This window comes from Baekduia sp. (genome assembly GCF_035685985.1).
Classification (GTDB): domain Bacteria; phylum Actinomycetota; class Thermoleophilia; order Solirubrobacterales; family Solirubrobacteraceae; genus Baekduia.
The window spans coordinates 33,911-49,084 of the sequence record NZ_DASRZV010000003.1 but is presented as its reverse complement, the minus strand read 5'-3'; the positions used below and the strand labels follow the sequence as shown (position 1 = coordinate 49,084).

Annotated in this window: 5 protein-coding genes; 1 reads left to right on the top strand and 4 read right to left on the bottom strand. The window is 73.7% G+C overall.

The window, feature by feature from the left end:
• A partial coding sequence (locus tag VFG42_RS00830) for a hypothetical protein (RefSeq protein WP_324904220.1) occupies positions 1–2,898 on the bottom strand: 2,898 nt, incomplete at its 3' end.
• A complete protein-coding gene (locus tag VFG42_RS00825; RefSeq protein WP_324904218.1) occupies positions 2,898–4,964 on the bottom strand; it encodes a hypothetical protein in 2,067 nt (688 codons plus the stop codon). The genes VFG42_RS00830 and VFG42_RS00825, both read right to left, overlap by 1 nt.
• Before the next feature lie 407 nt (positions 4,965–5,371).
• Here VFG42_RS00825 and VFG42_RS00820 point away from each other — a divergent pair, with 407 nt between their 5' ends.
• Positions 5,372–12,751, top strand: a complete 7,380-nt coding sequence (locus VFG42_RS00820) for an Ig-like domain-containing protein (protein WP_324904216.1) — start codon at positions 5,372–5,374, stop codon at positions 12,749–12,751.
• Between the two features lie 42 nt (positions 12,752–12,793).
• Here the strand turns inward: VFG42_RS00820 and VFG42_RS00815 are convergent, their stop codons facing one another.
• Both VFG42_RS00815 and VFG42_RS00810 read right to left on the bottom strand, forming a co-directional pair.
• Positions 12,794–13,351: a hypothetical protein gene (locus tag VFG42_RS00815; protein ID WP_324904214.1), complete on the bottom strand. Its 558-nt coding sequence runs from the start codon at positions 13,349–13,351 to the stop codon at positions 12,794–12,796.
• Positions 13,352–13,776: 425 nt separating this feature from the next.
• Positions 13,777–15,123, bottom strand: coding sequence for a GntR family transcriptional regulator (locus VFG42_RS00810; RefSeq protein ID WP_324904212.1), 1,347 nt, complete (start codon positions 15,121–15,123; stop codon positions 13,777–13,779).
• Between the last annotated feature and the right edge of the window lie 51 nt (positions 15,124–15,174).

The window sequence follows — 15,174 nt, the reverse complement described above, 5'->3', positions numbered from 1 at the left end:
CGCGGTGAGCCGGGCGGTCAGCGAGGCGCCGTGGGCGCTGGCGATCGTCCGGGACACGGCGGTCACGCCGCTGCCGCTGAGCTTGACCTTGCCGGCGCCGAGGCCCGCGAGGCGCAGCGTGATCGAGCGGCTGCTGGTGGTCGTCTTGGCCACCGACAGCGAGCAGTCGGCCAACGACATCAGGCCCTTGCTCTTGACCACCTTGCCGGTCTGACCGGTGAACGCGGCCACCGAGTCATCCGCCGCGGCGCAGATGTTCTCGTTGCCGACCAGGATCCCGTGCGCCCCGCCGGCCAGCGTCATCTGGAAGCTGGAGACCGGAGCGTCGGGGATGTTGTCGAACGTCGAGACCAGGTGACCCGCGTCATCCACCGTCGAGCCGGCCCAGAGGTCCAGCGACACGCCCTCGCCCTCGAGCTTCAGCCAGAGGTTGGGGAACGTCTTGCGGACCTTGCCGGTCGTGGTCGTCCGCGTCGCCTCGACGAAGTACACCGGGCCGGTCAGGGCCTCGTGCAGCGCCGGGGTCCGCACCGTGGCCTGGCCGACGATCGAGCCCTCCGGGCAGGCCTTCGCGACCGCCTGCTCGGGCTTGCACAGCGCCTGGGCGTTGTCGGGATCCAGCGACATCGACAACGGCAACGTCACCTTCACGTTGCGCAGACCCGACTCACCGGACTGCTGCGTCAGGCCGGCCACCAACGCCGGATGCCCGCCGTCCTTCAACTCCGACTTCCCGCTCAGGCCGAGCGTCAGCTTCGGCGCCAACGGCGTCGAGGCGCACTCGGCCACCTGATAGCGGCTGCTGAGCGACGCGACCTGGCCGGCGGCCGAGGCCACCGTCGTACCCACGCTCGTCGGCGCGCAGCTGGTCGGGTTGATCATGAACCCGGGCCGATCGACGGTCACGTTGATCGTCCGGTACTGGAGCGGGAAGCCCTTCAGGATCTGCGGCAGCGGATCGCTCTTGATCGTCACCTGCGCCTTGTTGGCATCCACGAACAGCGCCGCGCGGACCACGACCGTGCCGAGGTCGTACGGACCGGCCTGCGCCGGCACGACGATGCTCAACGAGAACGGCGCACCCTTGTAGGGACCGCCCAGGTACACCGCGGTCGGGGCCTTGCCCGCCTGCGGCAGCGTGACCGGGTTGGCGCCCGGGCCGACCGAGACCGTCGTGTGGCCGATCTGGCTGTCGGCACCGCACGTCCCCGCCGCCGCCTGGGCCTCGGGGCACAGCGGGACCTCGGACAGGCGGGCCAGCTGGCCCGGCGGCAGCGCGACGTCCAGCGAGCCGATGTTCGGCTGCCCGTCGGGCTTGGTGACCGTCAGCGTGAACGCCGACGTCGCACCGGCCTGCAGGTTGACCGTGCCGGCCGTGACCGACGGCGTGAACGCCGCGCCCTTGTCACAGCCCTGGTCGACCGTGAACGCCGTGTCGGCGTTCACCGCGGTGTCGGACGACCACGGCGTCAGCGCCACGGCCACCGACTTCGCGCCGCAGGCGACCGGGTTGGTCAGGACCGCGCGCGGCCCGCCGTTGAACCGCAGCGAGATCCTGCTCGACGCCAGCGGCGGCAGGTCGTCGAACGTCGTCGTCACCCGGCCGGTGACCGGGTCGAGGTCGATCGTGCCCGGGATCTTGAGCAGGACGTTGCCGCCCTCGATGACGAGGAAGACCCGGACGAGCTGGTCCGGCGTCGGCGTGCCGACGTAGATCCGCCCGGCCATGTCGTCGGCCAGCAGCGGCGTCTTGATCGACGCGGTGCCGATCTCCGACGCCTGCGGGCAGGTCGCCGGGTCGTCGTTGCCGATCCCGATCTGCGCGTCGCTGCAGCCGACCAGGCCGTCGGCGGCCGACGGCGACAGCGTCATGCCCTCGGGCAGCGTGACCACCGCGCGCTTCAGCGGCGGCGTCGCGGGATCGGTCGAGGCGACGGTCTGGGGGATGTCGATGTCGACGCCCAGCCCGGTCGGCGCTCCGGCCTCGGAGCTGCCGGGCCGCACGCTCGCCGCCGGCGTGATCCGCTCGCTGTCACAGCCGGTCAGCGCCGGGATGCCGGTCTCGTACGACCGGTGGTCGTTGCGGTGCACCCACGTGTTCATCGTGAACTTCGCGCTGGTGGCCACGCCGCACTGGGCGCTGTTGCTCATGAACGCGCGCGGCCCGACGCCGCTCGGGATGCCGGCGGCCGGGAACGGGTGGGTCGGATCGGTCGTGCTGTGGCAGTCCGTGCTGCCGAACATCGTCTGGCAGCTCAGCGCCCGCTCGTTGTCGTGCGCGTGCGACGCCGGGTCGCCCCAGAACGTCATGTCGACGTCGAAGAGCGGGACGGCCTGCGGCACCTGGGGGATGTTCAGCGTCAAGCCGTGGTCGCCGGGGCGGACCGAGGCGGTCATGTGGGTCGGGACGACCTGCATCGCGTTGAACGCGAACTGCGCCACGCTCCCCTGCGCCGGCTCCATGTTGAAGACCGGCGACTGCGCGATCACGTCGAAGCCATACGAGAGGGTCAGCGTCGTCGTGCCGATCACGGTGTCCGCCGGGCAGTCCGGGTACTCCGCCGGCTTGCACATCGGATAGGCCTGCGGGTTGCCCACCAGGCCCGGCGGCAGGTCGACCTGCATGTCCTTGACGGCCTCGCTCGGCATGTCGAGCGGGGACCCGAAGAACACGCCGGGCTCCTTGATGAACGCGAAGCGCGTCCGGACGTCCGGGTGCCCGCCGGCCTGCGTGGTCGACAGGTCGACGTGGAAGCTGCCGGGCACCAGGCCCCAGTCGGCGCGCGCCGACCCGGCCAGCAGCAGCGCGGCCAGCATCGCCAGGCAGGCCGCGGCGATCCCGGCGCGCGTCGCCCGGAACATCGAGGTCATCGTCGTCTCCTTCGTGGCGGCGGACATCAGCGCGCCGCCTTCTTGCTCGTGGCCTTCTTGGTGGCCTTCTTGGCGAACTTCAGCTGCACCGTCTTCGACCCGGCCTGGCCGTCGACGGGCGTGAACTGGACCTTCAGGGCCGCGGTGATGCTGCTGTGACGGGCCAGCGACCGCTGCCATGCCTTGGTCAGCGCCACGCGCACCGAGTAGGTCCCGGCCTTCAGCACCGTGCGCTTGGCCGTGCCGACGCGCGCGCCGCTGATGCGGATCACGCCGCCGCCCGGCACCTTGACGCGCACCAGCGCGCTGGTCCCGCGCACCGTGCCCGACGGCTTGGTGACCGTGGGCGTGCTCGAGACCGGCTCGTCCTGCGCCGGCGGCACGAGGTTGCCCGGCCCGGCGAACGTCACCGAGGCGGCGACCGGCAGGCTCGGCGCCGGGGCGAGCGGGCCCTGGCAGGCCGTGCCGCACGGATCGGGCGTCTGCTGGACCGGGAAGCCCCCGCCGATGCGGGAGACCCAGAGCTTCTGGTAGATGTCGGTCACGCCGGGGACGTTCTGCGTGCCGCCCTGCTGGAAGAAGATCGACGACCCGTCGGGCGTCATGCCGCGCGCGACGCCGGGCGTCGTGCCGGTGCCGCTGGAGATCAGCACCTGCTTGCCGTCCTCCCAGGCATAGGTGTCGGTGAGCCCGTTGGTGTCCCGGGGGTCGAGGGCCATCTTGGTGATGAAGACGATGGTCTTGCCGTCCTCGCTGACGAAGGGCCGCCAGATGGCCGCGGCGAACGCGGCCGGGGCCAGGGGAAACGACGTGTCCGCCGTGACGCCGGCCGGCGGGCACGAGACGCACTCCGACACGCCGTCGCGACCGATCCGCGTGAGCTGGATGCCGTGGAAGGCCCCGGTCACCGGGTCCGTGGTGGCCCCTCCGTAGACCAGGGTGCGGCCGTCGGAGGTGAGCTGGCTCTGGTCGCTGCCGCCGAACGTCTTGAGCAGCGGGGCGGTCAGGTAGGTCCCGACGAAGTGCAGGGCGCCGTCGTCCCAGAGGAAGATGTTGGGCTTGCCGGCCTGGCCGGAACCGCCGAGCGGCTGGTCGGCCTCGAACCAGACCGTCGAGCCGTCCCGCGAGGCCTGCGTCTGACCGGCGGTGACGACGCCGTCGGTGATCCGCGTCAGCTGCCCGCGCTCCCAGACGTAGAGGTCGGTGGCGCCGTTGGTGTCGCTCGCCTGGAGCTTGGCCGCGGTCGTGAAGTAGATGCGCGACGCGTCAGGGCTCCGGCCGACGAACGCCGCGTTGCCGTCGGCGCCGCCGCTGACCGGCGTCGTGATGTCGGTCGACGTCCCGTCGTGCCACAGCACGAGGTGGCTCGGGACCGGCGTCGCCGGCGAGCCGACCGTGCAGGCCGGGGTCGCGACGACGAGGGTGCTGCCGTCGGCCGAGATGCCCGTCTGGCCGTTCTCGCGCATGGCGAGCGTCGCGAGCGGGTCGGCGCAGGTGGCACCGGAGTAGCGCGACATGTCGATGTCGATGGGCTCATAGCCGTCGGCCGACCAGCGGTACAGCCCGCTGTTGCTGGTGGTCGCGGTGAGCTGCCCGGCGGACGCGCGGACGACGAGCCGGCTGAGGTCCTTGGAGCCGGCGAGGTAGCTCGGCGCCTCGCTGGGATCCAGGGCCGAGTCCCAGACGGCGAGCTGCGAGATGTGGCCGTCCTGGATGGTGAACAGGCCCTGGGGGTAGCCGGGGATGCCCGCATAGGGCGAGAGCTCGTTCCAGACGACCGCCGACCCGTCCGGGGAGAGATCCTGGACGCCGAAGCCGGCACCGTTGAGCTGGGCGTCGAGCGTGCTCGGCGTCGTCCAGCCGGTGGCCGTGCGCCTCGTGGTCTTGACGTCGGCGACGAAGAACTCGTCGGCCCAGAGCGCCATGTTGCCGTCGAGCGAGTTGTAGCCCGAGGCGTCGTTGACGTCGGTGCCCTGCGACCTGGCCGGCGAGACCGGCTCGACGACGCGCTCCTGCGCGTGGGCGATGCCGGGCACGACGAGCGCCCCGACCGCGGCCAGCGGGGCGAGCCCGCGGATCACCGCGCGCCTCATGCGGTCCCACTCCCGCCACGGCACGACGTGACAAGCCGGCGGCTCGCGGCCGCCCGCTGAAGGTGCTTCATCGACTGCTTCCTCCTCCACAGAGACAAGAGCCGGTCGCGTCTCGACCTAACGACCTTCAGAAACGCAACCGGCCCCCAATGTCGCAACCGTAAACGTAAAAGTTCCTATGCGTCAAGCATTCGCGCCGAGAGCGCGGGCGGAGCCCAGCAGAAACCCTGCAAATCCAGCAAATTTCGGAAGCTGAGAATCGACCGTCCCGCCTTCCTGGAGTGCATCGAGAGCGCTCATCGACGGAGCGTCCTGTGCCATTCCCCCGTCCCGCCGCCCCTCCGTGCCCGGCCGCCCCTGGGCGATCCCCCGATGTGCGCCGGGAGCGGCGTCCGCACGATGGCCCAATGCCGTCTCGCACCCGCCCCGGGAGCCTCAACGCCGTTCGTGTCGCGTCGCTGCTCGCGACCCTGATCGCGCTCGCCCTCGCCGCCGCGTCGACCATGGCGCCCGCCGCCGCGCAGGCGCGCACGTTCGTCGTCGACGACGAGCGCGACAAGCCCGACAGCGACACCGACGACGGCCGCTGCGAGACCGAGGACCACACGTGCACGCTGCGCGCGGCCATCCAGCAGGCCAACCGCGAGGACGACCGCGACACGATCACCTTCGACCTCCCCGACGACGCGACGATCGAGCCCGAGGGCAACGGCCTGCCCGCGATCCGCAAGCCGGTGACGATCGACGGCGCCGGCGACGACGGGCGCCCGCACACCGTGATCGGCGGCGACGCGCTGACGCGCCCGAACGCGCCGTCCGGCGAGGGCTGGTTCGTGCTGGAGCCCCACGGCCTGCAGGTGACCGACGCCCAGGACGTGGTGATCCGCGGGCTGATCGTCAACCACACCGTCGGCGCCGGGATCGCGGTCGTGGGCGGCACCGACGTGCGCGTCGAGAACAACTGGTTCGGGCTGGACCGCACCGGCACCTTCGACGCGGGCTACTACACCACCGACAACGTCGATCCGGCCGGCGTGCTCGTGCGCGGCGGGAGGCACGTGACGATCGGCGGCCCGCTGGCCGGCCAGGGCAACGTCATCTCCGGCACCGAGCGCGGCGTGGTCGTCGTCGACGGCGCGCTGCAGACGAGCATCGAGGGCAACCTCGTCGGCCTCAGCGCCGACGGCCGCGAGCCGATCCGCAACGACCGCGACGGCATCGTCGTCGCGCTCGGCCTCGTCGGCACCGCGCCGCGCGAGACCGAGATCATCAACAACGTCGTCTCCTCCTCGGGCCGGCCGTCGCTGCCCGAGCTGGCCGGCACCGCCAACGGCATCCACCTCCAGGGGGCGGTCGACACGCGGATCGTGGGCAACTGGGTCGGCTACGACCGCTCCCACGAGCACGTCGCCGGCGCCGAGGGCGGCACGCTGGGCGTCGACGGCATGGGGATCCGCGTCGAGGACGCGCCGCGCACGACGATCGGCGGCCGCGGCGCGGAGGCCAACCACGTGGCCGCGTCCAAGCGCGACGCGATCCTCGTCATCGGCGACGGGCTCTCCGGCACGCGCGTGCAGGGCAACGTCGTCGGCCTCGACGCCGAGGGGCGCACCACGGTCGACGCCGACCTCGAGGACACCACCAACGCGGGCAACGGCATCCGCGTCCTCGCCCACGAGACGGCGAGCGACGTGCTGATCGGCGGCGACGCGCTCGGCGAGGGCAACACGGTCGCGGGCAGCCGCGAGCAGTACGGGATGATCGTCGAGGGCCCGCTCGTCGCGCCGCGGATCGTCGGCAACACGGTCGGCACCTCGCTCCTCGAGCCCACCGCGATCCCGGACAAGCTCGGCGGGATCCTCGTCGACCGCAGCGACGAGGGCCGGCCCAGCGATCCGCTGCTGGTGGGCAACCGCGTCGTCGCCGAGCCGGTCGGCATCCGCCTGGAGGCGGCCGACCGGGCGCGCGTGCGCGGCAACCGCGTCGGCCTCGGCGCCGACGGCCGCGCGATCGGCAACGGCTACGGCATCGCGATCCTCGACGCGCCGGACGCCGAGGTCGGCGGCCCGCTGCCCGAGGACGCCAACACGATCGTCGCCGCCCGCCAGGCGGGCGTCGTGGTCAACGACGCCCGCGCCGCGGGCACCAGGATCTTCAACAACGACATCGGCCGCACGGCGCTGCCGAGCACCGCGACGCCCGACGAGCTCGGCAACGCGATCGGCGTCGCGGTCGGCGACGCCGCCGGCCGCCAACCCGCCAAGGACGTGACCGTCGGCGGCACGTCGCCCGGCACCGCCAACCGCATCGCCAACGGCGACGTCGGCGTGCTCGTCCGCAACCAGGCGCGCCACACGACCGTGGCGGGCAACGTGATCGGGCTGGACGGCACCGCGCCGGCCCCGATGAGGACCGGGATCGAGGTCTCGCGCGGGCCCGAGACGCAGGTCGGCCTCCCGGGGCGCCCGAACGTCGTCGTCGCGACGACCGCCGACGCGATCCTCGTCTCCGGCACCGCCGAGAAGCGGCGCGTCCAGGGCAACCGCCTCGGCCTGCCCCCGGCGCCCGGCACGGAGGTGATCGGCAACAGGGACAACGCCATCCGCCTCTCCGGGGCGTCCGAGGTGGTCGTCGGCTACGGCCTCGACGCCCAGGCGATCGAGCCCGACTGCGTCGCGGCCTGCAACGAGATCGCGGGCTCGGACGGGTCGTCGATCGTGGTGACCGGCGAGGGCACCAAGAACACGATCCGCGGCAACCGCGTGCGCGTCTCCGGCGGGCTCGCCGTCGACCTGGGCAACGACGGGCTCGACCAGCTGGACGAGCGCGACGCCGACGGCGGACCCAACCGCGGGATGAACGCCCCGGCGGCGCTCCAGGTCGTGCGCAGCGGCCGCCGCGGGAACATGGTCGTCACGGGCCTCGTGGAGTCGGCGAAGCCGACCGAGATCACCGTCGACATCTACCGGCAGCCGATGCCCAGCGAGGGCGCCGGACGCGACGGCGTCGGCCAGGACACGACCTGGGTCGGGACCGTGAAGCCCGACGCCCACGGGGCGTTCGTCGCGGCCCCCGACGCCGACCACACCGGCAAGGACACCATGTACACGGCGATCGCCACCGACAAGGACGGCAACTCGTCGGAGTTCGGCCAGGCCTGCGGCGCGGTCGACCCGTCGCTGGGCAGCGACGGCGACGGCGACGGGATCTGCGACGAGTGGGAGCGGTGGGGCGTCGACGTCAACCTCGACGGGATCGAGGACTTCGACTTCCCCGACGCGCGGACCAAGCAGCGCGACGCCTACGTCGAGGTCGACGCGATGGAGGGCCCCGACCTGCGCCCGAGCCGCGCCTCGCTGGCGCGGGTCCAGCGGGCGCTCTCCGACGGTCCCGGCGGCGGCGTGGTCCTGCACTTCGTGACCGGCGACGGCGACCGCGACCACGTCGACGAGGACGTCCCGGCGTCCCCGGGCGCGCTCGCGGTCAACTACCGCAAGGGCGGCGCGCTGGACGACTACGACGACTACCGCTGGGGCGACGGCCCGCCCACGGACAAGGCCTGCCCTGGGTACTTCGGCACCGCCGCCGAGCGGGCCAACGGCGACCACGCCTGCTGGGCGCGCATGGCGGCGCGCGGCCTCGTGGTCCGCTACGCGCTGGCGGCGCACCAGCTGGAGCGCGCCACCCAGGAGGGCGGCACGACGCTCGGCCAGGCGGCCTACGGCCGCGGCTTCGCCGAGGCGATCGGCGCCCAGACCGACCGGTGGGCGCTCGGCCACGGCCTCGGTCGCGAAGGCTGCGCCACCGGCTCGTCCTGTCGCGAGATGGTGCGCTCCTGGACGTTCATGCACGAGCTGGGCCACACCTTCGGCCTGCACCACAGCGGCGCGGAGAACGAGCCGGTCTACGACCCCGCGCACCTCAGCGTCATGTCCTACCAGTACGACATGCCCAACGTCGGGACGCCGCTCGACTACGGGCGCGGCGACGGCCCGGCGGTGATCGACGAGCAGGCGGTCGACGAGCAGCACGGCTTCGCGATCCCGGCCACGGCGACCGCCCGCGGCTGGAAGGTCGCGGCCTCGACCGTGGTCGACCCGTTCGGGCGCGACGAGCCGCGCGACTACGTCTGCGACATCCAGCTGTTCGGCTCCGGCGAGCCCCACGACTTCAACTTGGACAAGAAGCTCGAGCCGCGCATCGCCCACGGGCTCAACGACCCGTGGTCCGACACCCGCTGCCGTGACGACGCGGACAAGCAGACCGACCGCTCGACCGGCGACTACGACGAGTGGGGCCACCTGGAGCTGTCGGTCCTCCTCGCCGAGCGCCACTGGCGACCCAACGGCCTGCGCGCCGCCGCGGCCGACGACCCGGAGCCCGAGCCCGCGCACGAGACGCTGCGCCTGGACCGCGACGGCGACGGCATCTCCGTGGGCGACGTCTGCCCGACGGTGCCCGATCGCGACCAGAAGGACTCCGACCACGACGGCGTCGGCGACGCGTGCACCAAGCCGGAGATCATCGGCGCCAGCGACCTGGCGGTGAAGCTCGACGGCCCGTCGCGGCTGCGGGCCGGCGAGCGCGGCACGCTGAAGGTCACGCTGACCAACGACTGGCCGATCGCCGCCGGCGCGGCCACCGTCGGGCTCACGCTCCCGGAGGGGATCGTCCTCGACGGCGCCGCCGAGGGCGACGGCGACTTCGACGCGGCGACCGCGCGCTGGAGCGTCGACGGCGTCGGCGTGCGCGGCGAGCGGCGGCTGACCGTCCCGGTCCGCGCCGAGCACGGCGACGTCACCGCGGTGGAGCGGGAGGCCATCGCGGAGGTCGTCGCCGCCGCCGACCCCGACATCGACTCGACGGCGGGCAACGGCGTCCCCGGCGAGGACGACTGGGCCGCGCACCCGATCGAGCTGCTGCCCGGCGACGCGGCGCCGCGCGCGCTGTCGGTCGCCGACGCGGCGACCGCGGAGGGCACGACGGTCGCGCGCCGCCTGCGCTTCGCGATCACCCTGGACCAGGAGTCGGTCGGGACGGTGCGCCTGCGCGCCCGGACCCGTCCGGGCACCGCCACCAGCCCCGAGGACTTCGACGCGGTCGACGTGCCGGTGCGCTTCGCGCCCGGCCAGGTCCGCCAGGTCGTCGAGGTCCCGGTCCGCCCGGACGCCGACCAGGAGGACGACGAGGACCTCGAGCTGGAGCTGACCGACGTCGACGGCGCGACCGTCGCCCGCGGCGTCGCGCGCGGCACGATCCGCGACGACGACCAGCCGCTCGTGGCCGGCGACCTCACCGCCCTCTCGTGCATCGGCCCCTACAGCGACACGAAGGCCTGCGGCATCGAGGGCCCGGGCCTGCGCGGGGCCAAGTTGATGTTGATGATCGGCGAGCGCGACCTGTACGTCAGCGACCGCGAGCAGCTCCTGCTCCTGCACCGCGACCCGGCGACCGAGGCGATCGAGCCGGTCCGCTGCTGGGCGGTCTTCATCAAGGACCGCGACTGCGCGCGGCTGGCGATGCCCGCCGAGGAGGACGAGGAGACGGACCCGCCCACGCTGCGCAACGCCGAGACGCGGCGCATCGCGGCCTCGGCGGACGGGCGCGTGATCGCGCTGTCGTCCAACCACGGCAACAGCACCGGCCAGGACCCGCGCGTCCAGCTGCTGCGCCGCGACCCGGCCACGGGCGACCTGCGCTACACCGGCTGCATCGCGCCCGCCGGCGCCCCCGAGTGCCTGCGCGCGATCGTCGGCTACCCCGACGCCGTCCACGTCTCGCCCGACGGGCGCTTCGTGTACCTCGTCGCCGGGCTGCGGGTGCGGCGGATCGCCGTCAGCGCCGACGGCGTGCCGACCGCCATCACCGAGCAGCGCTTCGACAACAGCGAGGAGGAGCCGCAGCGCGACAGCTCGAGCTCCGCGCTGGCGCCCGACGGCCGCACGCTGCTCGTCCGCGCCGCGGGCCGGCTCACGGTGTTCGACGTCGCCCCGGCCGGGGGCGCGCCGTCGATCGCGCGCGCCGTCGACCTGCCGGGCTTCGGCCCGGTGACGATCGCGCCGGACGGCAAGCGCGCGTACGCGTTCAGCGAGGAGCAGCGGCTGCTGGGCCAGTACGGGTACCCGTCGCTCGCCGGCCAGGGCTGCGCCCAGGAGCGCGGCACCGGGAACGCCGGGTGCGCGGCGCGGCCCGCGCTGCTGCGCGGCATCGGCGAGCTGGCGGCGACCGCCGACGGGCGCGACGTGTACGGGTCGGTCAGCGGCGGCGGCGCGATCGTCGTGCACCGCGACGGCGACGGCGCGCTGAAGGCCGGCCGCTGCATCGACCCCGAGGACGACGTGCCCTCCTGCGACGAGCCCGGCGACGACAAGGACCGCCGCGGCGACGGCGTGCTGTCGACCGCCGACGGCCGCGTCGTCTTCACGGTCGACGGTGGCATCGCCAACCAGCTCGTGCGCGTCCAGCCGCCGGCGCCCGACGGCAACCGCGCGCCCGTGTGCGCGCCGGCCAACGTCTTCGGACGGCCGGACAGCCCGCTGCGGGTGCCGCTGCGCTGCGCGGACTTCGACGGCGACCCGGTCACGATCCGCGTGACCGGCGACCCGGCGCACGGCGCGTTCGACCCGTTCGACGCCGACTCCCGCAGCGTGACCTACCACCCGGAGCGCGGGTTCCGCGGCACCGACACCGCGACGTTCCGCGGCAGCGACGGCCGCGCCGAGTCGCCCGACACGCGCATCGACCTCGCGGTCGGCAACCACGCGCCGATGTGCGCGTCGGCGACCCTGTTCGTGCACAGCACGCGTGGCACCGGACACGTCTACGCCTCGTGCGTCGACGAGGATCGCGACCCGCTGACGGTGACGGTGCTCGAGGGTCCCGAGCACGGCACGCTCGGCGCCTTCGACGGGCTGGACGCGTCCTACACGCCGCATCGCGGCTACCACGGGCCGGACCGGATCACGGTCCGCGCGAGCGACCCCTATGACATCTCCGAGCCGGTGACGATCTCGATCGATGTCGGCGACCCGCCGCCGTCCTGCGGGCCCGCCGCGCCGCTGGCGCTCGGCGCGCAGGCCACCAAGACGGTGGGCCTCGCGTGCGCGGATCCCGACGGCGGCCCCGTGACGCTCGCGGTCGAGTCCGGCGTGCCGTTCGCGACGGCGACGGTGAAGGACGGCGGGCTGACCGTCACGTCGGCCGAGCAGGCGGGCAGCGGCACGGTCGTCGTCGCCGCCACCGACGACGGCGGGCAGGTCGCGCGCGTCGAGGTCCCGGTGACCGTGACGATCCCGCCGCCGCCGAAGCAGACGCCCGCCGACCCGACGTGCGCCAACGGCTGCCGGCCGGACGCCGGCGGCACGGTCACCATCACGTTCTTCTGCGACGGCGCGTCGGTCTCGCAGGCCAAGTACCACGCGTGCCGCGGGCAGGCGGTGATGGTCGTGTGCAGCTCGCCGTCGGCGTGCCGCACGACGACCAGCTCGCCGACCGGCCACAGCGCGGCGGCCAAGGGCAAGAGCAAGGCCAAGGTGAAGATCCTGCCCTCGGTGAAGGGCAAGCGCCTGGCGCAGGTGCGGACCTCGGTCAAGGCCGGGAAGCAGGGGCGCCTGCGCCTCAAGCTGACCAAGGAGGGGCGCAAGCAGCTGGCCCGCAAGCGCCAGCTGCGCGTGGCGATCGTGATCGAGGTCCGCCAGCTGGACGGCAAGACCTCGCGCGTGCGCAAGGTGGTCACGATCAAGGCCCCCAAGAACAAGAAGGCCCGCCATGGGCGGGCCCTCTCGTAGGTGGAGGAGGGGGCGCTCCGCGACCGGAGCGCCCCCGGTGACTCAGCGGCGCTTGCGCGCGGCCTTGGCCTTGCCAGCCTTCTTGGTGGCCTTGCTCGCCTTCTTGGCCTTGGGGCACGGCGTCGACAGCGCCGTCGCGCCGTCCGACGGCTTGCCGTTCTGGCCGTCGATCGCGTAGTCGGCGACCTGGCGCGCGGCGCAGACGTTCTCCGTCGCCGCCAGGATGCCGCCCTTGCCCGACTTCAGCTGCAGGTCGAACTGGCTGATCGCGGCGTCCGGGATGTTCGAGAACGTCGTGACCAGGCGGTCCTTGTGCACGTTGGTCGTGGCCCGCAGGTCGATCGCCAGCTCACCCCGCAGCGGGATGAACAGCGTCGGCAGCGACTTGACCATGCCGGTCTTCGTCTTGCGCATGCCCTGCACGAGGTAGACGGCGCCGGTGAGCGGCTGGTTGAGCAGCGGCGTCACCGCCTTCGCCGTGCCGATCGCCGAGGCGGCCGGGCACTCGCCCTTCAGGCCGTCCTCGTAGGGGCACAGCGCGTTGGCGTTCTCGGGCTCCAGCGCGAGGCTGAGCGGCAGCGTCACGGCGACGTTCTTCATGTTCGCCTGCCCCGCCGGCGGCCGCGATGCTGTTGACCGCGCTGCCGCTCTTGTGCACCGGCGAGACCAGCTCGTAGGCCCGCCCGGGCGGCGGCGTCGCGGCCACCGCCGCCGACGGCACGCCGGCCGCGCTCGCGAGCGCGGCCGTGCCCAACACCGCGCAGAGCCCGGACCGCGCCAGGCCTGTCCGCCGCCGGCCATCACCCGGCTGCTGACGATCCCTCATCGACTTCCCTCTCCTCCTCCGCAGACGAAAACGTCCGCGACCACCCGCCCTAACAGCCTTCAGAAACGCGAGCGGCCACGAAGGAGGCAACCGTAAACACGGCGGTATCTCTTAGTCAAGCGATTTGACCGAAAGGTACCGAAGAGCCTCGTAAATCCCCCGCAAATCGTCGCAAACGACGAGCGGGCGCGAAGCGCGCTCAGGCCTGGCTCGGGACCGGCACGAGCAGCCAGTCGCGCACCGGCGCCGCGCGCTCGGCGCCGCGGCGCCACCGCAGCCGCCGGCCCGCGGCGACCGACGGCTCGCTGGAGGCGATGACGCGCCCGTCGGCGTTGGTCAGCGCGACGGGCACGGCGAGCGCGGCGAGCGCCGGCGCGACGCGCCGCTCGAGGCGGGACAGCAGCACGTCGGCGGCGGCGACGCCGAGGAAGGCCCCGTCCGGGCCGTGGACCGGCACCGCCATCGTGATGGCGTACTGGTTGGTGCAGGCGTAGTCGACGTAGGGCCCCGCCAGCCGCGGCTCGTCGGTCGCATACCAGGCGGTCGCCGTGTAGTCGTAGAAGTCGGGCGCGCCGGGATCGAGGTTCACGCGCAGCGCCTCGGCCGCGCCCGCGGGGCCGAGCCACCACCACTCCAGCCAGCGCGGCGCGTCGGCGAGCAGGCCCGGCGCGGTGACGATCCCGGCGCCGGTGAGCAGGTCGGGGTGGTCGGCCAGGAGCGCGAGGATCGCCGGGCGCAGCGGCTCGAGGTCGTCGCGCCGCGCGGCCTCCAGCTCCGCGAAGCGCGCCCCGAGGTCGCCCAGCGCGGCGAACACCACGTCGAGCTCGCGGGCGACGACCTCCAGCGGCTCGCCCTCGCTGAGGTCGGGCGCCGCCAGGCGCAGCGCGATCAGCCGCTCGGTCTCCGCCGCCACGAGCCGCGCGGCCACCTCGCGCGCCCGCGCCGGGCGCCGCTTGGCGATCGCCTCGACGAGCGCGCGGGGCAGCGCGTCGTCCTCGACGTCGCCGAGCCGCAGCAGGTCCCCGAGCTCGGAGCGCAGCCGCGCCTCCTCGTGCGTGAGGCGCGGCGACTGCGCCGCGGCGGCGACGGCGATCGCCAGCTCGGCGTCGGCCCGGCGGCGCTCCAGGAGCTCGCGCAGGTGCCGGATCTCCTCCGGGTCCGCGCGCTGCGCGGCCAGGCCGGCCGCGGCGCTCAGGATCGCGGCGCGCTGGTCGCCGAGGTCGCGCAGCTCGCTGACGCTGAAGCGCCGCAGCGGCTCGTGCGCGTCGGCCGGGGCGTGGACGAAGCTCCCGCCGCCGCGGCCGCGCCGCGTGGTCACCAGGCCCTGCTCGCGCAACAGCGTCAGCGCCTCGCGCAGCGTGACCGGCGAGACGCCGAACCGCGCGGCCAACTCGCTCTCGGCCGGGAGCCGCTCGCCGTCGGCGATCAGGCCCAGGCGGATGGCGTCGCCCAGGCGGCGGGCGATGAGCTCGGGCAGGCCGCCGGACGAGCCCTCCAGCGGCGCGAGGACCGTGCGCGCCGCCGCGGTGGTGAACCCCCTTGACATCGAAACCTATACAACCATAGGTTAGACAGCACCGCATCCTGTCGAGGGGAG